The sequence below is a fragment of the Arthrobacter sp. 05N425 genome (assembly GCF_056397125.1).
In genome coordinates, this window is sequence record NZ_JBFTMU010000010.1 from 1 (window position 1) to 23,022 (window position 23,022).

General features: G+C 68.7%; 14 protein-coding genes and 1 tRNA gene. 2 read left to right on the forward strand and 13 right to left on the reverse strand.

Annotation, left to right across the window (positions count from 1 at the left end; translation table 11 throughout):
• Positions 1–161 precede the first annotated feature (161 nt).
• Positions 162–578: a VanZ family protein gene (locus AC1DGE_RS12895; RefSeq protein ID WP_441418439.1), complete on the forward strand. Its 417-nt coding sequence runs from the start codon at positions 162–164 to the stop codon at positions 576–578.
• Positions 579–621: 43 nt separating this feature from the next.
• Here the strand turns inward: AC1DGE_RS12895 and sufU are convergent, their stop codons facing one another.
• The 11 genes from sufU to AC1DGE_RS12950 form a co-directional block, all read right to left on the reverse strand.
• Complete coding sequence (gene sufU, locus AC1DGE_RS12900; RefSeq protein WP_476909337.1) at positions 622–1,092, reverse strand: Fe-S cluster assembly sulfur transfer protein SufU; 471 nt, start codon at positions 1,090–1,092, stop codon at positions 622–624.
• A gap of 12 nt (positions 1,093–1,104) precedes the next feature.
• Positions 1,105–2,418, reverse strand: coding sequence for a SufS family cysteine desulfurase (locus tag AC1DGE_RS12905; RefSeq protein ID WP_441418564.1), 1,314 nt, complete (start codon positions 2,416–2,418; stop codon positions 1,105–1,107).
• Positions 2,419–3,209: 791 nt separating this feature from the next.
• Positions 3,210–5,852 (reverse strand): LuxR C-terminal-related transcriptional regulator, encoded by a 2,643-nt coding sequence (locus AC1DGE_RS12910; protein WP_476917565.1) that lies wholly within the window; start codon positions 5,850–5,852, stop codon positions 3,210–3,212.
• Positions 5,853–5,912: 60 nt separating this feature from the next.
• Positions 5,913–8,648 (reverse strand): helix-turn-helix transcriptional regulator, encoded by a 2,736-nt coding sequence (locus tag AC1DGE_RS12915; protein ID WP_441418442.1) that lies wholly within the window; start codon positions 8,646–8,648, stop codon positions 5,913–5,915.
• 225 nt (positions 8,649–8,873) lie between these two features.
• Complete coding sequence (locus tag AC1DGE_RS12920) at positions 8,874–11,579, reverse strand: helix-turn-helix transcriptional regulator (protein ID WP_476917566.1); 2,706 nt, start codon at positions 11,577–11,579, stop codon at positions 8,874–8,876.
• Positions 11,580–11,598: 19 nt separating this feature from the next.
• Positions 11,599–14,268 carry a helix-turn-helix transcriptional regulator gene (locus AC1DGE_RS12925; RefSeq protein ID WP_476917567.1) on the reverse strand — a complete coding sequence of 890 codons (2,670 nt, stop codon included), beginning with the start codon at positions 14,266–14,268 and terminating at the stop codon, positions 11,599–11,601.
• Between the two features lie 264 nt (positions 14,269–14,532).
• Positions 14,533–15,120 carry an aminoacyl-tRNA hydrolase gene (gene pth / locus AC1DGE_RS12930; protein ID WP_441418445.1) on the reverse strand — a complete coding sequence of 196 codons (588 nt, stop codon included), beginning with the start codon at positions 15,118–15,120 and terminating at the stop codon, positions 14,533–14,535.
• A 100-nt stretch (positions 15,121–15,220) separates the two neighbouring features.
• A complete protein-coding gene (locus tag AC1DGE_RS12935; RefSeq protein ID WP_476917568.1) occupies positions 15,221–15,838 on the reverse strand; it encodes a 50S ribosomal protein L25/general stress protein Ctc in 618 nt (205 codons plus the stop codon).
• Positions 15,839–16,131: 293 nt separating this feature from the next.
• Entirely contained in the window at positions 16,132–17,112 is a 981-nt protein-coding gene (locus AC1DGE_RS12940; RefSeq protein WP_175322781.1) for a ribose-phosphate diphosphokinase, read from the reverse strand.
• 5 nt (positions 17,113–17,117) lie between these two features.
• Positions 17,118–18,608: a bifunctional UDP-N-acetylglucosamine diphosphorylase/glucosamine-1-phosphate N-acetyltransferase GlmU gene (gene glmU / locus AC1DGE_RS12945; RefSeq protein ID WP_476917569.1), complete on the reverse strand. Its 1,491-nt coding sequence runs from the start codon at positions 18,606–18,608 to the stop codon at positions 17,118–17,120.
• Between the two features lie 211 nt (positions 18,609–18,819).
• A tRNA-Gln gene (locus AC1DGE_RS12950) sits at positions 18,820–18,891 on the reverse strand.
• Between the two features lie 197 nt (positions 18,892–19,088).
• On the opposite strand from AC1DGE_RS12950, the gene AC1DGE_RS12955 reads away from it, so the two are divergent.
• Complete coding sequence (locus AC1DGE_RS12955) at positions 19,089–19,688, forward strand: TetR/AcrR family transcriptional regulator (RefSeq protein ID WP_441418565.1); 600 nt, start codon at positions 19,089–19,091, stop codon at positions 19,686–19,688.
• 421 nt (positions 19,689–20,109) lie between these two features.
• Here AC1DGE_RS12955 and AC1DGE_RS12960 read toward each other — a convergent pair whose 3' ends face one another.
• Together AC1DGE_RS12960 and AC1DGE_RS12965 are read right to left on the reverse strand one after the other, a co-directional pair.
• Entirely contained in the window at positions 20,110–21,939 is a 1,830-nt protein-coding gene (locus AC1DGE_RS12960) for an ABC-F family ATP-binding cassette domain-containing protein (protein WP_476917570.1), read from the reverse strand.
• 93 nt (positions 21,940–22,032) lie between these two features.
• Positions 22,033–22,995 carry a 4-(cytidine 5'-diphospho)-2-C-methyl-D-erythritol kinase gene (locus AC1DGE_RS12965; RefSeq protein ID WP_476917571.1) on the reverse strand — a complete coding sequence of 321 codons (963 nt, stop codon included), beginning with the start codon at positions 22,993–22,995 and terminating at the stop codon, positions 22,033–22,035.
• Positions 22,996–23,022: the final 27 nt, after the last annotated feature.

Sequence of the window (23,022 nt, forward strand, 5' to 3'; positions counted from 1 at the left end):
CCAACTGGCTCGCAGTTGTTGACGTTATGACCAACTGGCTCGCAGTTGTTGACGTTATGACTCTTCAAAACGACAACAACTGCGAGCCAGTTGGGTTAACCCCGCGGCGGCGGCGGGGCTAGACTCAGGAAAATGCCTGTCCACTGCCGAAGGGGGATGCCTTGCGGCCCCAGCGCGTGGCCACGTGGGGACTCATCGCCTACGTCGCGGTGCTGGCTGCCGTCGCCCTGTGGCCGCAGCCGGTGGACCGCCCGGTCGCCGGGCTGCTGCGCGCGGCGTTGAGGTGGCTGCACGGCCGAGGCATTCCCGGCTGGGTCGACTACGGCTTTGTGGAGTCCGCCGCCAATGTGCTGCTCTTCGTTCCGCTGGGCGCCCTCGTGGCCTTGATCATCGGCCGTGGCTACTGGTGGGTCGGCGCGGCCGCCGGGCTCCTGATCTCGTGCGCCATCGAACTTGCACAGTTGCTCTTCCTGCCCGGACGCTATCCCACGATGGCCGATGTCCTGGCCAACACCCTGGGGGCCGTCCTCGGCGCCCTGCTCACATTGCTGGTCCGGCGGCGCCGCTGGGCCCCTTGAGGCCCCTGCGGTCCTGGCCGCCTGGGTCCTAAGAGGTACGGACCTAGGAGGTACGGTTCTGGGCCGCGACCGCCTGGCCGAGGGCGTCCTCGGCAGCGACCCAGGAGAGCATCGCGCACTTGACCCGAGCGGCGTAGCGGGACACACCTTCAAAGGCCGCCGCGTCGCCCAGGATCTCCGGGTCGGCGGGCACCTTGCCGCGGGAGCGCAGCACCTCGCGGAAGCTGTCGATCACGCTGCGCAGCTCGTCCGTATCCAGTCCCTCGGCGAGGTCGGTCAGCACTGAGGCCGACGCCATCGAGATCGAACAGCCCTCGCCGTCCCAGCGCAGCTCGCTGACCTTTCCGCCTGCCACCGACACCCGCAACGTGATTTCGTCGCCGCAGACCGGGTTGAGCTGGTGCGACTGGCCGCTGCTGGCCCCTTCGGGCACTCCGGCGCCGGCCAGGCCGCTGCCGTGGCGTGCTTTGGAGTGCTCCAGGATGATCTGTTGGTACAGCTGGTCAAGACTCATGCAGTGCCGTCCTCAGGCTTGAAAGTATCCGCGGACCCCGGCGACGGCGTCGAGGAACGCGTCGACGTCGTCCGTGGTGTTGTACAGGTAGGTGCTGGCCCTCGTGCTCGCGGTGAGTCCGAGCCGGCGGTGCAGCGGCTGGGCGCAGTGGTGGCCCACGCGGACGGCGATCCCGCGGCTGTCCAGGAACTGCCCGACGTCGTGCGCGTGCACTCCGGCGACGTCGAACGCGGCCAGGCCGATCCGTTCCTCCCCCGCCGCCGGGCCAAGCACGCGGATCCCGGGGATGGCCGCGAGGCCTGCCACGAGCCGCTGGCCCAGTTCCGTTTCCCAGGCGTGGATCCGGGCCAGGCCGGTTTCGCTGAGGTAGTTGGCGGCGGCGGCGAGCGCCACGGCCTGGGAGATCTTCTGGGTGCCGGCCTCGAAGCGCTGCGGGCTGGGCAGGAAACCGGCGCGCTCCATCGTGACAGTGGTGATCATGGAGCCGCCGGTCAGGAAGGGAGGCATGGCATTGAGCAGTTCCGAGCGCCCGTAGAGTCCGCCGATTCCGGTGGGGCCGAGCATCTTGTGCCCCGAGAAAACGGCGAAGTCCACGTCCAGGGCCTTGACGTCGAGGGGCAGGTGCGGGGCGGACTGGCAGGCGTCCAGCACGACGAGGGCACCGACGGCGCGGGCCAGCGGGACCAGCGTGGACACCGGGTTGATGGTCCCCAGGACGTTGGAGGCGTGGGTGAAGGCCAGCACGCGGGTGCGGCCGCCGATCAGGCGCGCGGCGGCGTCGAGGTCCAGGGCGCCGGCATCGTCGACCGGGATGAACTTCAGTACGGCGCCGGTCCGGTCCGCCAGCTGCTGCCAGGGAATCAGGTTGGCGTGGTGCTCCATCTCGGTGACCACGATCTCGTCGCCGGCGGCCAGCGCGAAGCGGGCGGCTTCCGCCGGGGCGCCGGGCAGGGAGGCGTTCAGGAAGGAGTAGCTGAGCAGGTTCAGGCCCTCGGTGGCGTTGGACGTCCAGATCAGTTCGTCCGGGTCCGCGCCGATGAAGCCCGCCACGGTCTCCCGGGCGTCCTCGAAGGCCTCGGTGGCCTCCACCGCGAGGTAGTGCGCGCCGCGGTGCACCGCGGAGTTCCGCTGTTCGTAGAACTCCTGCTCCGCTTCCAGCACGCTGAGCGGATTCTGTGACGTGGCACCGGAATCCAGGTAGACGAGCGGGTGCCCGTTGACGGACCGGTGCAGGATCGGGAAGTCGTTGCGGATCCGCAGGACCTCCTCGTTGCCCAGCGCCGTGGCTGAGCGGAGGAGATGGGCTGGTGTGGCAACCATGGGCAGTAACTCCTGGATCGGCTTTCGCTGGGCGTAGCGGGGGCGCCCGGCCGGGCTGGTCCTATTACGTCACGCAGATTAGACCTAATTATCCCACGTTCCGGCGGCGCCCGGTTTCGGCCCGGCCGTTGAGTCGGGCCAGGCGGGCCACAGGGACATCCGTACCGCTGGCGGCACGCCGGATTGTGCTCTGCGGTGAAGCCGGCACATGTCCCGAAACGGTTCCGGAACGTCAAATGCCCCGCCGGGTGCCGTGGCACCCTGGCGGGGCTTTGATCCGAACCGTTGCCTCGCCTACTCGGGCGGGCGCGGTGTCCGTTGCCGCGTCTACGGCAGTTCCCCCGACTTTCCGTGCTGCAGACCGTAAAAAGGGAGCCGGCGGCGGCTGGGGGGAGAGCCTCGGTCTCAGAAGGCTCTGACGCCGCCGGCTCCGTCTTTGGGGTACGGCTGCCGCCTGCGGCACCGTACCGTTCCAATGAAGGAGTTCGGGTGTGGGAGGTGTCTACGCAGCCAGCGTTTCCGGTGGCTGCTGCGGTTGCCCGCGTTCCAATACCGCCCTCTAAATACTAATTTTAGGACTTTTTGAGTCGTTCCCGGGACTGACTTAAGTCAATCGCGGGGGCCGGATCTGCACACGAGTAGGATTTACCCGACTTCTCCCTCTTTCCTGGCTGCGGAACTACTTGGCCATACTCGTCCGGCGTTCGTGTCACTCGCTCGATACGCAGGCCACCGGGGGACGCCTGTAACTGCGGGACTGGGCGCCCTCGATGCCTTGGTTACTGTCGGTCTGGAGGCTAGGGCAAATCAAGATCCTTTTGGATTTCCACGAGTTCGCCGCGGCGACTGACGCCGAGCTTCCCGAAGATCCGGTACAGGTGCCCCTCGACGGTCCGCTGGGAAACGGTGAGTTTGGCCGCAATTTCCGCGTTCGTGTCCCCGGCCGTCACCAGCTTCAGGATCTCGGATTCGCGGGCGGTCAACTCGGCACGGTGTTCACCTTGGGCGTTGTTCAATGGACCGGACATGCCGGCCGCGACCATCCGGCGGTGCACCTTGCGCTGCACGGCTGTGAGCTTCCATTTTTCCGGGTCGTTCTCCAGCAGTCGTGCGGCCTGCTGCGCGGCTTCGAGCGCCAGCAGCAGGTGCCCCGCGTTCACGGCCTGGTCGCTGAGCGCCGTGAGCGCCGTCGAATCCGCGGCCGTGACGGCGAGCGCGTAGGCCCGCAGCAGGCGCGCCTCCGGCACGTCGACGGCGCCGCTGCTGGCCGCCAGCGCCGCGGCGGCTGCAGTGTCCCCGCCGCGGAGGGCCAACCGGCGGATGTCGGTCTCGACGGCTCTGAGCCCCTGCTGCTGCGCCTCGTCCGCGAGCCGGCCCAGCTCGCGGCGCGCGTCGGCCGCGTCCCCGCCGGAGGCCTGTTCGGCGGCGGTACAGTAAGCCTCCGCGAGGAGCCGCAGTGTCTCCGGCGCCCGGTAGGCGGCGCTGCGGAAGGCTTGCGCCTGCTCTGCCGCCTCGCCTGGATGCCCGACGGCAGAGGCGGCGTAGGCTGTCACCGCACGGGCGAAGGCGGACAGTTCCCAGGGGTCGGCGATCAGGAGTTCTTCGACGCCGAGCAGCAGCTCCGCCAGGCTTTCCGGGACCCGCCCCTGCCGCAGCCGGGAGTAGCCGCGCATCACGTGCAGCAGTCCGCCGCTGTACACCAGCCGCGGGGCCAGGTTCGAGGAATAGTCGTCCAGGACCGAAGCGAGTTCCTCCCACTCCCCGGCCCGGACCAGGCTCAGGCAGTACCGCGCCAGGACGTCCTCGTGGACGAGGGGAAGCACCAGGCCGTCCTCCTGCACGTCGCGCCAGGCCTCCCGGCCGAGACCCAGTCCCTCCAGCACCCGGCCTTGCGCGGTCCAGACCTCGGCCAGGCGCGACATCGCCGGGATACGGATTTCCGCGTTGGCGTCGGCGGCGGTGATCAGCTCCCGAAGCCTCTCCTGAAGCTCCGTGGTCCTGCCCTCCCAGTCCTCCAGCAAGAGTGCGGTGGCGAGGCCCACGCTTGCCTCCGCCCACGCCGGCTCATCCGGAATGCCGGGAATCGGTTCCCCGGCGCCAGCCTCACGCGGCACATCGACGCCTGCCCCCAAGTTCCCGAGCCGGGCAGCCAGGAGTGCGGCGAGATAGGACGCGCGGCCGTACCGCCACGGCTGCGCGGCCTCGAGAAAGTCGGCCGCCTCCCCGTGGCGGCCGAGGATATAGCTGGAATAGGCCAGCTGGATCCTGGCCTCCGACATGAACCGGTCCTCCTGGATCGCCCCGGCGGCCCGGATCGCCGTCGCGGCGTCCAGGCCCGCGTTGGCGGCCGTGGCAGCCGCGAGCAGCTCCGGGGACGCTGGTTCCGCGCCGGAATCCAGCGACCAGCGCACCTGGTTCAGGAATGCGTCCGGGTGCACGGCGCCCACCCAGGGAAGGGCCAGGAGGCTGGACCTGAGGCTGACACTCCGGCCCGCAGGGACGCGGCGGCGGATGATTTCGCCGATGAGCGGGCTGGCCGGCCTGACGATGCGGTCCAGGTCCCGCGAGACCGTGATGATTCCGGCCATTTCAAGGGCGTCGACGGCACGGGGGCTGCTGAACCGGAGAATCTGGCCCAGCGACAGGGGCCCGGCCAGGGCGACGATGGCGGCGGCGGTTTTTTCCTCCGCTGACATGGAACGGAGCTGGTGGTCCACCAGATCCGCTGCCGGGACATCGCCGAGGTCCGGCGGGGCCAGGAGGAACCACGTTCCGCGGCGCTTTCCGATCGCGCCCGTGTCCCGTGCATGGTCTATCAGCGACATCAGCATGAACGGATTGCCCGCGGTCATTTTGGCGAACAGTTCGCTCACCCACGGAGACACGTCCGCCCGCAGCACCTGTTCGCAGAGTTGGTGCACCTCACCCCGGCTCAGGGCGGCCAGGTCAAACTTCGAGATGAGGCCGTCGCCCCAGAGCGCCAGGAACTCCTCGGGGACCAGCGGACCAGGCCGACAGGCGGCGAGCAGCCGCGCCGCGCCGGTGGCGACCGCCTGCGCGATCAGCTGGATAGTCCCCCGGTCCAGGTGTTGGGCGTCGTCGATCACGAACAGCGCGAGGGCCGGCTCGGATCTGAGGCTGGCAGTCACCGCCCCCAGCACGGCCGCATAGGAATCGAGATCGTGGTCCGGCAGGCCCGCCAGGTAGGGCGTCAGCGCTCCGAAGCGGACCGCTGCGAGCGCCGGTGTGGCGGCGAGGCGGATCACCGCTCCCTGTGGCCGAAGCTCCGCCAGCACGGCCTTGATGACGACAGTTTTCCCGGACCCCGCTCCCCCGACAATCAAGGCCCCGGCCCTGCCCTCCTCGCGCAGGCAGTGGATCACGTCCCGGACGACGCCGAATCGGCCGATCAGGGTGGCCGCATCGGTCAGGCCTTCCACAGCGGGCCCCTCGCACCGTCGTCGACCGAGCCCCGCGTGCCGGGTCTGCCCCTGCGCCGGTCAGCCGATGCGGGCGCTGGCCGCCGGTGCCGAGATGACATCCTTCAGCTCCGATCGGCTCGCGACATGGAGTTTTGAGTACACCTGGTAAAGGTGGCCTTCCACCGTCCGGACCGAAACGTGCATCTGTTCCGCGATCTTGCGGTTGGATGTTCCGGCCGCCGCCCGGACAGCCACTTCGCACTCGCGGGCCGTCAGCGTGGAGGTGGTCAGCGAATGCAGGCCGTTTCCGGGGCTTCCGAACCTGTCATCGAGGGACTGTTCCGTGCGCTGCGAGATGCGGAGCGCGATCCGGTTCCCGGCTTCATTGGCGCAGTAGACCGCCCGCCGGGCCACGTCGCGGGCAAAGAGCGCGTTCCCGGCGGCATCGGCATCCTTGGCCACAGCCAGCAGCTGCTCGCTGGCGCCGTCCTTCACTCCCTCTGCCAGGCGCAGGCACAGCTGGGCGAACTGCCCGGTGACCTGGGCGGCGAGGCCGGCAAGCTTCTGGCAAAGCTGGCGGTCCCCGAGCCGTGCCGCCGCGGACAGGAAGAGCAGCCCGGTGGCCGGCGAGCCGGCGTCCGCCTCGCTCGCCGCCTCGGCGAGGAGGGTGCGGATGGCAGCTGCGCGTTGGCCGAGTTCAGCCAGCGCGCAAAGCTCAAAGTAGCGCGTCACCCGGCCAACCAGCCAGGAACCGTGGCGTTGCGGCTGCGCCACTTCGGCGAGCAGCAGGCTGGCTTTTTCCTCGTCGCCGGCGAGCCCTGCCGCATAAGCACATGCGGCCGTGGCCAGGCCGGACAACCCGTCGGGATCCTGGGTCCGGAGCTGCCACATCCCGGCCTCCAGCCAGGGAATGGCGCTCTCAAGGCGCCCGGCATGAAGATCGATGACACCCTGGCCGATTTCGAACATCCCCCCGAGGCGGGCGTGCGGCTCGGCCGTGCCGGTCGCGGTCGCAATGAAGGCAGACGCCTCCCGGAACTTCGCGGAAAGGAGCAGGAGCAGCAGGAAGCGTCCCCTGATGTCGCGCACGGTGGTGTCTGCCAGCGGGACGGTCGCGGCCGCCGCCATAATCTGCTTGCCCAGCGCCATGGCGCCGAGGACATTTCCGCTGACGGCCATGGTCTCGCAGAGCAGGCTCGCGGTGAGAATGCCTGTTTCGCTGCCCAGTTCGGGGTCAAGATCGGCACGGACTGCCAGAACGTCGTCATAGCGGCCCTCGAAGGCGGCAAGTTTGACTTCGGCGAGGCGCAGCTGCCCGCGGGCCCATTCCAGTTCGGCCGGATCTTGCGCGGGCTGCCCGTAAAGGCGCTCGCGGACCATCCGCAACCTGGCCGGGGCTTCGGCTGCGGTGGCCGCGCTCCGGTGGTCCAGCTCGGCCCGAAGGAGCTGCAGGGCGACCCACTCGGTCAGCGGGTACTCCTCGGCGGCAGAATCATCGAGTCCGTGGAGGATCCGCCGCGCGGACTCGTTGTTGTTGAACGAGATATGGGCCTTCACCGTTTCGACGACCGCCCCGGCGAGCGCCCCGCAACCATCGATTTCGTGGATGAACCTCAGCGCCGAAGTGGGATCCGAGGCGTTGTTGGCCTGGCGTGCGGCCGCCACGGCGGTTTCCGCGCTGATCCGCTCCCCGCAGTCGAGCGCCCAGGCGAGGTCCGTGGCTCCGCCGGCTTTGGCCTGTTCGGTGTCCGACAGCACGGCCGTGAGCCGGCGCCGGAGTTCCGCGCTGCGGCCCGGAGGGACCACGCTGGCGACGATTGACGCGGTGACCGCGTTGGCGACACTGACCATCGGCGGGTGGTCGTGGCTGACCTGGATCAGGGCGCGCTCCTGCAGGTTGTCCATGTCCTGCGGATTGAAGATCCTCATGAGCGTCTGCAGCGGGACGGCGCCGGCGAGCGCCAACAGTTCGAAGACGTCGCGCTGGCCCGGGCTGAGCCGGTTCAGCCGGGCCTTGACGACGTCCCGCACCTCACCGGTCAGCGCGATTGGGCGTCCGTCCAGGATCCACGAGCCGTCCTGCCGGACGACGGTGCCGAGCTTGATCTGCTCCCGGGCCAGCGAATGCAGGAAGAGCGCGTTCCCTCCGCTGGCAGTCCAGAGCGCCCGGGCGGCGGAATGCGAGAAGTGTCCCCCATACTCCTGGTTGAGCGTGGCCGAGGTCTCGGCGAAGTCGAAGGGTTCCAGGTCCACGCGGCGGAGCAGGTCGTCCTTCCAGAGCCCCATGATGTCCCCGCCAACATGGTGCAGGTCCACGCTGGCGGCGAGCAGCGTCACGTGCCCTCCGGCGCTGAGCTGGGCCACCATCATGCAGGACAGGTCATCCAGGTCGTGGGCGTTGTCCACGAACAGGACGACGCCGCGGCCCTGGGCTTTGGTCTGCAGCAAGTGGGTGAGTCCGCGCAGCACCATGAGGGGGTGTTCCAGGTGCGAGGCATCGAGGTCATTGAGGAGTACGCTCAGGGCGCCGTAGGGCAGCTTTGAGGCTATGGAACTCCCGCGGACCTGGACAACCAGGTAGTCATCGCCGAGCTGTTCGAGGGCGCGCTGGGCGATGAAGGACTTCCCGGCCCCGTGTTCGCCCACGAGCACGACGCCGCAGCCTGCTCCTGAGGTCAGGGTTTCGACGATCTCCGAAACAGTCTGTTGTCGGGTGAAGGGTTTATCCTGCCGTCCCTGGGTTGGCCGGTGTATTGCTAAGAGCGCGTCCGTTTTACCGCTGCCAGCAGGCACGCCGGCTTCTTGCTGAAACATGGGAGAGACCTTCGCAATCAATGTTTAACCAGTGATATCTCCACGGTATGGACTACCCCGGGCAAAGGYATCCGTAGGTAGTACTCGATTGCGGTGCGGGTATCGATCCCGGGTCTACGTGGCTGTACTCGGAAACCCCGAGGCGCCCCCGGGCCGCAAACCAAGTAGTCGCCGGCGGTCTACGAGTGCCGCCGGTGTGGTGCGCTCCGGCGAAGCAGGAAACACCTACTCCCCGGCCACCCTTCGAAGTTCGTCGCGTCCGCTGATGTTCAACTTGGCGTAGCTGCGGTACAGGTGGCCCTCAACGGTCCGGACCGAGACCTGCAGTTCCGCGGCGATCTGACGGTCGCTCAGGCCGCGGACGGCCAGCGCCACGATGTCGCGTTCCCGGCGGGTCAGCAGTCCGAGCGTGTCGTCCGGCCCGGCGGGTTCCTGCCCCGGCAGGCTCTCGGCACGATCGCGGCAGCGCTGCTGCTGCGACACTGCCATCCGCTCCCGCAGCGTGTCGCCGGCGGCGTGGTAGGCGCTCGCGGCGGCGCCGTACGCCAGGCCCGCGAAGCCCCAAAGTTCGGCTTCCTCGCAGCTCTTGGCGGCGTCAATCAGCTGCGCGGGCTGCTCCGTGCCGAGCGCCTCGGCGTAGCCGCAGACGGCCGCGGCCCGGCGGCCCTCCAGTACCGGCTTGAGCTCCCGCAGGCGCACGGCGGCATCCGTATCGCCGAGGGCCAGCCGGAAGGCCAGGGCGTCGAACTCCAGTCCCGCGGTGTCGCCGGCGCCGTCGGGCCTGCCCAGTTTTTCCAGCTCCTCCGCCGCGCGACGGTGGCCGCCCAGCCTGGCTTTGCCGTACACCACTGCCATCTCGGAGAGCGTCCGCAGGTACCTGGAGACAGCCGGCCGGGCGGATTCGTAGTCCGCCAGCAACCCTGCGGCTTTCTCCGTGGCGCCGATCTCGGCGGCGGCGGCGAAGGCCATGGCCGCCGTCAGGGAAAACAGTTGCTGGGGATCCGCGACCCGCAGGGCCTCAAGCGCCGCACGCAGCGTCCGTTTGGCCTCCGCCGCCTTGCCTTGGTAGAGCAGGATGATGCCGGTGGCCGCGTGCACCCCGCCGCCGAACGAGATCAGGCTTGGTCCAAAGGCCGCCACGAACCCTCCAAGCAGGCTTTCCGCCGCGGTCCAGTCCCCTGCGTGGATAGCCGCTGTGACGGCGCGGACCACCAGGAAGTCGGAGAGGAAATACAGTTCGCCGTGGTCGGCCCCGGCTGCTTCCAAGGCTGCCGTGGCCGCCGCGAAGGCGCTGTCAGGTTTGCCCTGAACCAGCAGCTGCTCCGACTGGAGCGCCAGGCTGAAGGCCCTGTCAAGATTGTTGGCGGCTGGCGGCCGGTCATCGTCGCCGCCCGAAACACTGCCGCCGGTTTCACGGTCCGGGGCTCCGGCAGCCGCCGCGCTCTCGCCGTAGCCCGCGAGTGCCAGGACCATGCTGCGGATGGTCCGCACCCGGTCGCGGGTGGCGGTAAGGATGCTGTCGGCGTCGCCGGGGTTCTCCGCGGCGAGTCGCTCGCCGGCGCGCAGCAGTGCGTCAGCGCGCTTAATGATGTCGGCCGGGGAATGGCCCAGCGCGGAGAGGACCGCCGCCCACAGCAGGGACCCGGTGAGCAGGCTCGTCACCGTGCGTCCCTTGGCGAAATCCGCCTCCAGGATGTCCCGGGCAGAGGCATGGTTGGAGGTGTTGTAGTGCGTGCGTGCTATCACCGACCGCGCCGCGATCTGCAGCTCCGGGTCCTTGACCTGGGACGCGGCCTTGCGGGCGAGGTCGTCCTCGAAGAGCCTGCTGGCGAGCACCGCGGCCCGGAGCAGCTGCCGGTCCTCGACCTCGACGCCGCATTCCATCGACCAGCTCACGTGCCGGAGGAGGCCCTCGGCCGACGCCGGTTCCCGGTCCATCAGCCGCAGCAGGCTCTGCCGGAGCTGGAGGCTGCGTGCCGGGGAGATCAGGTTCCGGAGAGTGTCGCCGTAGACCGAATGCCACAGCCGCAGTTCAGGCTGGGGGGCGTCCGAAACCCGGACCAGCTCCTCTTCGATCAGCCCCGCCACGGTGGCTTCGTCCACCAAGGCTTCAATCAGCGTCCGGGACACCGGCTCGGCCAGCGCCACAAGGTTCAGGGCCTTGCGTTCGTCGGCCGAGCGCCGGAGCAGTTGGCGCCGGACGACGTCGGTCAGCCGTTCGCCGTGGCTGTTCAGCGGGCGGGTGAGCAGCCACACCCCGTTGCGCTGGAGCAGCGAACCGTCGTTTTTTGCGTCGTCGACCAGGCAGCTGAGCAGCAGCGGGTTGCCAGCGGACGCCTCCCAGAGCACCTCGGCGACGCTGGGCAGGACCTGGGGACCCAGCTGGTGGACCAGGATTTCGGTCGTTTGTTTCCGGGTGAGCGGGCGCAGGTCGTGACGTTCGGCAATGCCCTCGAACCAAAGCTGGAGGAGCGGCTCCGGCAGTCCCGGGCGGGCCGCCGCGCTGACGAGCAGTTTTGCCCAGCCGGCGGCGGCGAGTTCCACGAGGACACCGGCCGTCGCCTCATCCAGGTCATGGGCGTCGTCGACAATCAACAGGAGAGGTTTCTGGGTCGCCCGCCGCTGCCCCTCGAGGTAGCTCCAGAAGATCCGCAAAACGGCAAGCTGGGAGGTGGCGTCCTCGACGGGCAAGTCGACGATGAACGGCGCCAGGACGCCGTACGGCACGTGGCTCAGGGCCGGGCTGCCGTGCAGGCGCACCGGCGTCACCTCGCCGCTGAGTTTGGCCGCGACGGCCTCCATCACCGTTGACTTGCCGATCCCGTGGTCCCCGAGCAGCAGCACGGCGACCCGCGTGCCGCCCTGGAGTGCCTCCACCGCGGAGCTTACGTCCTCCGAGCGCCCCGTCAGGACGCGGTTCTCCTCCTCCACAGGCGTTTCCGCCCGGGCCCTAGATGAGTCCAAGCAGATCACTCCGCGAGGACACCCCGAGTTTCGTGAATACCTGGTACAAGTGCCCCTCCACCGTTCGAACCGAAATACCCACTTCCAGGGCAATGTCCTTGTTGGAAACTCCATTCCCGGCGAGGGCCGCAATTTGCCGCTCCCGCTCCGTCAGCAGGGGCCCCTTGGTCCGGGGAACGATTGGCAGCGCCGGCACCGATTCGGACAGGACCTCCAGCATGTTGTGCGCCGCAGTCGCGGTCCCCGCCAGCCCGGCCGCCTTGGCAAAGTCGAACGCGAGCGCCGCGCACCTGGCCTGGACGGCGTCGAGCTCCAGCGCGGCCGCCTGTCCGGCGGCCTCGAGCATCACGACGGCGTCCTTCTTCCGGCTTCCGACCGCCACCACCCGGGACAGCTCCGCGAGCGGGCCCTGCCGGAGCGCTGCGATGTCTTCCATGAACTGGAAGTCCTTGACGCTGCCGTTGACCGTGGCGCCCAGCATGCAGATCCCGGCCAGGGTGTAGCGGCCGTTGCGGAAGTGCCGCTCGGCGGCGTGAACCAGCCGGTCTTTCGCTTCGGGGTCGCCCAGCCACCGGGAGGCCATATCCATGCAGAACTCGGTCGAACTGCTGACCACGAAGCGTGCCGGCCCGTCGGCGGAGCGTGCGCGGTCCAGGTAGACGGTGGCCTGCACTGAATTGCCCGTCTGCGCGTACGCAAAGGCCGTTGCGGCGTAGGCCTGCCGCAGCGCATGCAGGCTGGTCCTGACTTCAAGCTGGGCGATCGCGGCCAGCAGCGGGTCAAGGGCCAGGTAGCCCCGGCCCGCGTACACATAGGCGAGCCCGACGGCGAGGTCGGTGGCGGCGCTGCCGGAATGCAGGCCGTGCCCGGCACGCCCGCTGGCGTCCTTGAGCATGTCGATGCTTTGGCGCCACTGGCCCGAGAGCAGCAGGACGTTGAAGGCCCGCCAGGCGAAGTTCTCGCGGATCCGCGGGACGTTGGACCAGTCGCCCAGCTTCCCGCCGATCTCGCGCATCAGCTGGCGGGCCTCGAGTTCCTTGCCCGTCACGCAGAGGGCTTCCATCAGGATGATCGAGGTCCGGAGCCGGTGCACCGGGTCCAGCGCGTCGGCGTCGGCGGCCGTGGCGGCGGCGCGGAGCCGGTCCATCATCGGCTCGTAGTCGCCGATAAAGGACAGGTAATTGAACTCGCACAGGTCCAGGCACAGGCCGGCGCGGGCCAGTGCTTCAGCGCCGGCCGGCGGGTCGCCCTGCCGGAATTCCTGCAGCCGCAGCCGGGCCTGCCGGATAAGCTCCGGCACCTTCCCGCTGCGGTCCTCCAGCCACGCCATGCAATCGGCCTTGGCCGCAACCAGCTCGGCGAAGGTCTCCGGCTCCAGCCCGTTGATCTGTGCCTCGGAAATGTCGTCGAGCGCGGACATCGCTTGCAGGGGAAGCCCCAGCTGCAGGTACGCGGCGGCCTTCTGCAGTTGCCCGGCGGGCCATTCGCCGTCGCCGGAGCTGATGCTGCCGGCGCACTTGAGCGCGAACTTCGGGTCGAAGAGGCGGACAGCGGCCTGGGCCGCCGCCAGCGCGTGGGCCGGCGCCAGCTCGGCGTGGCAGTCGTGCGTCCAGGCCGCGTAGGCCAGCAGGTCCTCGACGGTCAGTTCCGCCAGTTCATGTTCCTGGTGGCCGGGAACCTTGTCGCGCAGCTCCAGCCGGCGCTCGACACTCAGCCAGTTCCGGACGATGTCGCCCAGATACCGGTCCCCGAGCGTTACGAGGTGCTGGTCGGTGCGGTCGACGACGATCTGCCCGGCATCCTCCATGTCAGCGATGAGTCCCGGGCCGTACATCCGGGCAAGCCGGGACAGGGACATGCAGCGTGCGCAGGAAAGCACCTCGATCACTTCCCGCGCCTCCGGCGATTCCCTGGCGTACCGGGCCCTGACGATGTCCTCCAGCGCCGTCTTCCCGTCCAGCACGACCTCGTCCACCAGCGTCCACACGGAGCCGGACAGCACCAGATTGCCGCGTTCGATCTGCTCCGACACGACGGCCTGCAGGAGCGTGGGGCTGCCGCCGACGAGTTCGTGCATCTGGCTTGCCAGGGCGGTTGAGACCCGGTGCCCGAGCGCAGCCTGGAGCACTTCCCGGGTTTCGATCTCGGTCATGGTGTCGAGCCGGACCTCGGCGAGCTGGCCGGAGGTGATGAGCCAGTAGAAGTCGGGCGGCAGGTCGGTGGCGCGCTGTGCGGTGGCGACGAGCCTGGCCGTTCCGGTTTGCAGCAGGTTCAGCAGCACCCCGGTGCTTTGTTCGTCGAGGGAGCCCGCATTGTCCAGCAGGATCACGCACTTTCGGCCGGCGGCGTCGTTGCGGATCAGCGAGGTGATGCCGTGCAGGATCGCGGTGGGCGATCCGAGGGCGCTTTGCGGGAGCCGGGCCAGGGTGAATGCGAGGCATCCGTAGGGCGTGGCGGAGCCGGACCCGGAACTTCGGAGCTGGAGTGTAAAGACGTCCGGACCGAATCCGGCGAGGGCACTGCGTCCGACGAGGGATTTGCCGACTCCCCGGTCCCCCGTGATGACCACACCCATGCTGTCGGGCGCGGTCAGGGCGTCCCGCACGCGGTCGGCATCGGCGCCGCGTGCCAGACCGGACCACGCGTGTCTATTCACCGGCCCCGCGGCCTCTTGAACTTCGGCCGGTGCCAATGCAGTGGAAACATTCCCCCAGCCCAGTGAATCCCTCGACATCTAGTTTCCTTCGTACCGCTGTGCGGACGGCAAACCTGAAACCGTCCGCCTAGAAGTAGCGTAACCCTATCCCCCGACAAGTAGACAGATCATAACGGCAAGCCGGGACGCTTGGAAAGGAAGACCGGCCCTTGAGACGGGGCGGGTGTCACTGGGGCTCCCGCCGCCGGGGCAGGGCGAGGGCGGCTACTCGGCCTTCGCGGGGTGGAACTTTTGTTGGGCAGACTGGAGTCCGTCACGGACCAGTGCCTCCACCGCGTCGGCAGCCGCGTCGATCAGGAACGGGAGTTCCTTCTTCTCCGGCGCGGCGAAGTCCCGCAGCACGAAATCGGCGGTGTCCATCCGGCCGGGCGGCCGGCCCACGCCCACGCGGACCCGCAGGTAGTCCTTCGTGGCCAGCGCCTTGGAGATATCGCGCAGGCCGTTGTGGCCGCCCTCGCCGCCGCCGATCTTGAGCTTGACGGTGTTGAAAGGAATGTCAATCTCGTCGTGGACGGCAATGACGCGGGCGGGCTCGATGTCGTAGAACTTCGCCAGCGCGGAGACCGGCCCGCCGGAGACATTCATGTAGCTCAGCGGCTTGGCGAGCACCACGCGGGGACCGCCGATACCGAGCCGGCCCTCGAGGACCTGGGCGCGGGATTTGTGCGACTTGAAGCCGCCGCCGACCCGGTGCGCGAGTTCATCGAGCACCATCTGACCCACGTTATGCCGGTTGTGGGCGTATTCGGCACCCGGGTTGCCGAGGCCTACGATCAGCCAGCTGTCAGTCATGGATCAATCCTTCTTGGGGCGTCGGGCCAGGTGCGGCGGGGGGCGGAGACGACGGCGGCCGGGCCCCGTCGGGACCCGGCCACCTGAGAATGCGCCGGAATTACTCGGCGGCAGCCTCGGAGGACGCTGCGGCTTCGGCGGCCGGAGCAGCCTCTTCCGTGGTCTCTTCTTCCTCTACGATTTCGACGGCTTCGGAGATGTTGACAACCAGGGCGTCGGCGTCTGCCAGCAGGAGGGTGCCCTTCGGCAGCACGAGGTCGGACGCGTGGATGTGCTCGCCGGCGCCGCGGCCTTCGATGCTGACCTCGACGGCGGTCGGCAGGTGGGTTGCCTCGGCCTCGAGCGAGACGGTGGTCATCTCGAGGTTGTGTACGTTGCCCGGGGCAACGTCGCCGGTGACGTGAACGGGGACGTCAACGGTGACCTTCTCGCCCTTGCGGACGGTCAGCAGGTCGAGGTGCTCGATGATCTGCTTGATCGGGTTGCGCTGGATGTCCTTGACCAGGGCGAGGTGCTCTTCGCCGTTGATGTCCAGGGACAGCAGGGCGTTKGCGGTGCGGACGGCCAGGGTGGTGGCCTTGGCCGGCAGGGTGATGTGGATCGGCTCTGCGCCGTGGCCGTAGATGACGGCCGGGATCAGGTTGGCCATGCGGGCGCGGCGGGCGAAGCCCTTGCCGAATTCGGTGCGGACTTCTGCTGCGAGCTTCTGCTCAGACATGGATATCTCCTCTGGGACGAACGGTGTTCAGCAAGGGCGGAGGTCTGTCAGCGACCTTCAACGCCGGGCGGCCGGGCCGCCCTTCAGAAGGGAGATTCAGACCCAGTCGATTACGGAGACCAGCAGTACAGCCAACCGTGCACATTTTCCGTGCAAGCGGTTTACCGGTGCTCTCCCTCGCCAAGGTATCGGAACGAGTTTAGCAGTGCCGGGCCCCGTTTAGCGAAAAGGGGGCCCGGCACCGGGTACCGGGTGCCCGGACGGGCACGCGGCTGGGTGTTGCTGCTTAGCCGCTAGGCGTTGCCGTCGAAGAGGCTCGTGACGGAGCCGTCGTCGAACACTTCGCGGATCGCGCGGGCGATCAGCGGAGCGATGGACAGCACGGTGAGCTGCGGGAAGTGCTTGCTCGGGGAGATCGGCAGGGTGTTGGTGACCACGACTTCACGGGCGCCGGATTCGGCGAGGCGCTGCGACGCCGGGTCGGAGAACACAGCGTGGGTCGCGGCGATGATGACATCCTTGGCGCCGGCGTTCTTGAGCACCTGGACGGCGCCGGAGATGGTTCCGCCGGTGTCGATCATGTCGTCGATCAGCACGCAGGTGCGGCCCTCGATCTGGCCCACGACGGTCTTGGAGACCGCCTGGTTGGGCACGGTCAGGTCACGGCTCTTGTGCACGAAGGCCAGCGGCGCGCCGCCGAGGCGTTCGGCCCACTGCTCGGCTACGCGGACGCGCCCGGTGTCCGGGGACACGACGGTGATCTTGTCCGAGCCGACGCGGGTGCGGATGTAGTCCGCGAGGAGCGGGATCGCCATCAGGTGGTCCACGGGGCCGTCGAAGAAGCCCTGGATCTGCGAGGTGTGCAGGTCCACGCTCATGATGCGGTCGGCGCCGGCGGTCTTGTAAAGGTCCGCGACCAGGCGGGCGGAGATCGGCTCGCGGCCGCGGCCCTTCTTGTCCTGGCGGGCGTACGGGTAGAACGGCGAGACCACGGTGATGCGCTTGGCGGAGGCCCGCTTGAGCGAATCGATCATGATCAGCTGTTCCATGAGCCAGTTGTTCAGCGGTGCCGGGTGCGCCTGGATGACAAAGGCGTCGGTGCCGCGGACGCTTTCGCCGGCCCGGACGTAGATCTCGCCGTTGGCGAAGTCGTAGGCGTCCAGGGGCAGCAGTTCGGTGCCCAGCTCCTTGGCGATCTCGCGCGCCAGCTCCGGGTGTGCCCGCCCGGCGGCGAGCACCAGCTTCTTCTCCCCGTGTGCCGTAATTTCGCTCATGTTTGCTAGCCCTCTTCTGTCGATGCCGGAGTACTGGAAGATGATGAGGTGGCGCCGGCGGCTTCGGCCAGCGCGGCGGAGATGGAGCCCGGGCGGTGCGAGAGGACCCAGCCTTCGGAGTTCCGCTGCTTGGCGATGGTCAAGGCCAGGGCGCCTGCGGGGACGTCGCTGCGGATCACGGCGCCCGCGCCGCTGTACGCGCCGTCGCCCACCTGGACCGGAGCCACGAACACCGTGTTGGATCCGGTGCGGACACCGGAGCCGATGACCGTGCGGTGCTTCTTCTCGCCGTCGTAGTTGGCCGTGATGTTGCCGCAGCCGATGTTGGTGTCCTCGCCGATCTCCGCGTCGCCGGCGTAGCCGAGGTGGGAGAGTTTCGAGCCGCGGCCGATGGTGACGTTCTTGGTCTCGTAGAACGCGCCGATCTTGCCGGTTTCGCCCAGGACGGTGCCGGGGCGCAGGTAGGTGAAGGGGCCTACGCTGGCGTTGGCGCCGATGGTGGAGCCGGACCCGTGGGTGCGGACCACCTTGGCGCCTTCACCGATCCGCACGTCGGTCAGCGTGGTGTCCGGGCCGACGACGGCGTCGCGCGCCACGGTGGTGGAGCCGTGCAGCTGGGTGTTGGGCAGCAGGCGGACATCCTCGTCGAGGGTCACGGTGGCGTCGATCCAAGTGGTGGCCGGGTCGACGACGGTGACACCGGCGCGCATCCAGGCCTCGACGATGCGCCGGTTGTGTTCGGCGCCGAGGGCGGAGAGCTGAACGCGGTCGTTCGCGCCTTCGACCTGCCAGCGGTCCTCGGTCACGACGGCGGCGACCCGTCCCCCGGCGGCGCGGGCCAGGGAGAGGACATCGGTGAGGTACTTCTCGCCCTGGACGTTGTCCGTGGTGACGTGGACCAGGGCGTCCCGCAGCACGCCGGCGTCGAAAGCGTAGATGCCGGAGTTGACCTCCCGGATTTCGCGTTCGACGTCGCTGGCGTCCTTGTGTTCGCGGATGCCGGTCACGGTGCGGTCCACGCCGCGGAGGATGCGGCCGTAGCCGGTGGCATCGTCCAGGACCGCGGTGAGGACGGTGACGGCGTTGCCGTCCGCCTCGTGCACGGCGACCAGTTCGGAAAGCAGTTCGCCCGTGAGCAGGGGGACGTCGCCGTAGGTGACGACGACGGTTCCGCTCAGCCGGGCTTCGGGGTGGAGCGCGTCGAGGGCCTCGAGGGCGGCTTCGACGGCACGGCCGGTGCCGGGGACGTCGTCCTGGTCGACGATCAAGGCCTGCGGGTCGATTTCGGCGATGTGCGCGGCGACCTGGTCGCGTTCGTGGCGGACCACGAGGGCCAGCTCGCGGGGCCGGATGGCGCGGGCGGCGTTGAGGGCGTGGCCGACGAGGGAGCGACCGCCAATCTCGTGGAGGATCTTGGGGGTACGGGATTTCATCCGGGTACCGGCGCCTGCAGCTAGGACGATGACGGCGGCGGGGCCGGTGTTCTCGGGGCTCACGTACGGGCTCTCCTTGCTCAGTGGCCTGACTCAGTGCCGCTGCTCGGTCTCTCGGTTGACCCGGGGCGACAGCCAGGTGGTCCACCTTGTTGCCGGCTCCGCGCGGCCGTGCCGGACCGCATTCCGGTCGCGGCATGCTCTTCATCCTACTGGACTTCCGCCGGCCCCCGCCCGCCCGGACCGGTTCCTCCGGCTGGGGCGCCCACGACAGTTCCGCCCATAGGACTCGAACCTATACTCCACGGCTCCAAAGGCCGGGGTGCTGCCATTACACCAGAGCGGACCATGCCACGGCAGCGAGCCGGTGGCACAAGAGACAATTCTGCCACGAAGGATGTTGCTCGTGCGACTCAACGCCCGGGGACGGGCACCGCTGTAAGGCATGATGGTGCTGTGAGCAACAGCGCAGGCGTGTCCGGAGGGGCGGACCACCGCACCGGCAGGCCGGTGCGGGCCCCCGACTACATCCCCAGGTCGCGAATGACCGGGCCCCAGCGGCGCACCCAGCTGATCGGCATCGGCCGGGGACTCTTCGCCCTCCGCGGCCTCGACGGCACCACCCTCGAAGAGATTGCCGCCGCAGCCGGCGTTTCGAAGCCGGTGATTTACGAACACTTCGGCTCCAAGGAAGGCCTCTACACCCAGGTGGTGGAGCACGAATTCCGGATCCTGCTCGGCTCCATCAATGACGCGCTCTCCGAGGAGGCCAAGCCCCGCGTCCTGGTGGAGCGGGCCGCCCTGGCGCTGCTGGGCTACATCGAGGACCGGACCGACGGCTTCCGCATCCTGATGCGCGACGCCCCGCCGTCCCAGCCCGAAGGCGCGTTCTCCACCCTGCTCTCGCAGGTGGCGGCACGGGTCGAGTACATCCTGGCCGACGAGTTCGCCCACCGCGGCTTCAGCGCAGCCGACGGAGCCATGTACGCCCAGATGCTGGTCGGCATGGTCGCGATGACCGGGCAGTGGTGGCAGGACAGCCGGACCCCGGACAAACGCGAAGTCGCCGCGCACCTGGTCAACCTCGCCTGGAACGGCCTCACCGGCCTGCAAAAGGACCCGGGACTCCGCAGCGAGGACTGAGCAACCCCGCCCAATGGTTGGTTGCCCAGCGGTCACTTACGCGGCGCAGCGGCCCTGAGCCCGGAACGGGAGCCACAAGCAATCCTCCGTGTGCCCACCCGAGGGACATGCCCGTCCCTGCTCGCGGGCAATGGACATGCCCGTCCCTGCTCGCGGGCCGAGGGACATCCCCGGCGGCCCCGCTTCACGCCCACCCGAGGGACATGCCCGTCCCTGCTCGCGGGCAATGGACATATCACCAATATGCCCATTCCCGGGCCCGAACGACGGACATGTCGTGAGTCCTGCAGGGTTGGAGCGGGCATGCCCATTCCCGGGCCCGAACGACGGACATGTCCGTGAGTCCTGCAGGGCTGCAGCGGGCATGCCCATTCCTGACCCTGCACACGGAACATGTCCGGAGAAGACTCCGCCTTGGGCGTTACTCGCCGAGGACCTCGAGGGCTTCGAGCCATTCGAGTTCGAGGGCCTCGCGTTCGGCGGCGAGCTGCTGCAGCTTCGCGTTCAGGCCGGCCAGCTCGTCGAACTTGGAGGCGTCACCGGCGCCGGCGGTCATCTGGGCGTGGATCTTGTCTTCCTGCTGCTTGAGTTTGCCCAGCTGCCGGTCGATCCGGTTCTTGGCCTTGCGGGCGTCGCGCTTTTCGGCTTCGGACGGTCCGGTGGCAGCCGGGGCCGCAGCGGCGCTGGAGGAGGTGACCGGGTTGCCGCCGCCGGTGATGGTGGAGCCTGCCAGCGCAGCCTCGCGCAGTTCCAGGTACTGGTCCACGCCGCGCGGCAGGGCGCGGATCTTGCCGTCACCGAGCAGGGCCATCTGGTGGTCCGTGACGCGTTCCAGCAGATAGCGGTCGTGGCTGACCACCACGAGCGTGCCCGGCCAGCCGTCCAGCACGTCCTCGACGGCGGCGAGGGTGTCCGTGTCGAGGTCGTTGGTGGGCTCATCAAGCATCAGGACGTTCGGCTCCCCCACCAGCAGGCGCAGGAGCTGGAGGCGGCGGCGTTCGCCACCGGAGAGGTCCTTGACCGGGGTCCACTGCTTCTCGTTCGTGAAGCCGAGCTGCTCCACGAGCTGCCCGGCGGTGAACTCCTTGCCGCCGACGTTGAACGATCGCTTCTCGCGCTCGATCACTTCGATGACGCGCAGGTCCTTGACGTCGTCGAGCTCCTTGACCTCCTGGGTCAGGACCGCGGTGACCACGGTCTTGCCGCGCTTGACCTTCCCCGAGGTGGGCTGGATTTCGCCGTTGAGGAGCTTCAGCAGGGTGGTTTTGCCGGCACCGTTGACGCCCACGAGTCCCAGCCGCTCGCCCGGCGCGAGCCGCAGCGTGATGTTGTCGAAGAGCTTCTGCCCGGGCTCGCCGCCGAGGAAGTCGAGGGAGACGTTCTCGAGGTCCAGGACGTCCTTGCCGAGCCGGGCGGTGGCCATCTTGCTCAGGGCCGTCGAGTCGCGCGGCTCCGGGACATCCGCAATCAGGGCGTTGGCTGCCTCGATCCGGAACTTGGGCTTCGCGGTGCGGGCGGGGGCGCCGCGCCGGAGCCAGGCAAGTTCCTTCTTGACGAGCTGCTGGCGTTTGCCCTCCGTCACGGAGGCAGCCCGGTCACGCTCGGCGCGGGCCAGCACGTAGGCGGCGTAACCGCCGTCGAACGGGTCCATGATGCCGTCGTGGATTTCCCAGGTCTTGTTGCAGACTTCGTCGAGGAACCAGCGGTCGTGGGTGACCACGAGGAACGCGCCCTGGTTGGGCCGCCAGCGGGTCTTCAGGTGCCGTGACAGCCACGCGACGCCCTCGACGTCGAGGTGGTTGGTGGGCTCGTCGAGCATGATGACGTCGTGGTCCTCGATCAGCAGCTTGGCCAGCGCCACACGGCGCTTCTGCCCGCCGGAGAGCGCGTGCACGTTGGCGTGCCAGTCGACGTCGGACACGAGCCCGCCCATGATTTCGCGGATCTGCGGGTTGCGGGCCCATTCGTAGTCGGCCTGGTCCCCGACGATCGCGGCGCCGACGGTGAGGTCGCCGTCGAGCACGTCGCTCTGGTCCAGGTAGCCGATGTTGACCTCGCTGCGCTTGGTCACCCGGCCGGAGTCGGGGGTGGCACGCATGGCCAGCAGCCGCATCAGCGTCGACTTGCCGTCGCCGTTGCGGCCCACCATGCCGATCCGGTCGCCCTCTTCAAGGCCGAGGGTGATGCCATCGAGGACGGTACGGGTTGCGTACGAGACCGTGAGGTTCTCGCCGCCGAGCAGGTGTGCCACTGGGAACTGCTTTCCTAGATGAAATGGTCGAGCTAAAGACGCTGCTTAGCTGACGTAGCTCTGACGTATATGACGTATATACAGTCAAAGCTACTAAAGGAGCGTATCGGAAATGATCCGGGCGCCGTGCACCGGGCCGTGGACCGCCTGGGCGTCGAGGCCGTGGTGGCGCAGGTCTTCGGCGAGTCCTTCGGCGGCGGCCGGGCTGTGCGCCAGCAGGGCCACCGTGGGGCCGGAGCCGGAGACGATTCCCGCGATCGCGCCGCAGGATTCGCCCAGCCCCAGGACGTCGCGGAGCCCGGGTGCCAGCTCGATCGAGGCGCGCTGCAGATCGTTGACCAGGACCCGGCTGAGCGCATCGGCGTCGCCGCTGCGGAGCGCGGCGAGGACGCGGGGATCGACGGCGGTGGGCTCCTCGACTTCCACCCCTTCGTCCGCGCGCAGCCGGTCCAGGGTTTTGTAGACCGCGGGTGTAGGCAGGCCGAAATCCGCGGTGACGAGCACCCAGTCCGTCTGAGCCTTCACCAGCGCCGGGGAGAGCTCGTCGCCCAGGCCCAGTCCGACGGCAGTCCCTCCCAGCAGGGAGAACGGCACGTCGGCCCCCAGCTCGGCAGCGAGGTGGGCCAGTTCGTCCCGGGAGAGCCCGCTGTTCCACAGCGCGTCGCAGGCCAGCAGGGTGGCCGCGGCGTCGGCCGAGCCGCCGCCCATGCCTCCGGCGACCGGAACCCGCTTGATGATTTCGAGGTGCACGCCGGTGGAGTGCTCTGAGACATCGGCCATGATGGCCGCGGCCTTGTACGCAAGGTTGCGTTCGTCGAGCGGGATGTCGACGCCGTCCAGGTCAAGGGTGCTGGCCGGGCTGATGCTGACCGTTATCTCGCCGGTGTCCGTGCTGGTGGCGGCGACCTCTTCATACAGGGATACGGCAAGGTAGACGCTTGCCACCGAGTGGTAGCCGTCCGGGCGTAGCGGTCCGACATCCAGTGAGACGTTCACCTTGCCGGGTGCCTTGACCCGGACAGTCCTGGCGGCAAAGCGCCCTCTCACTGCGTTCATGGCTCCACGCTATGGCATGGCAGGCTG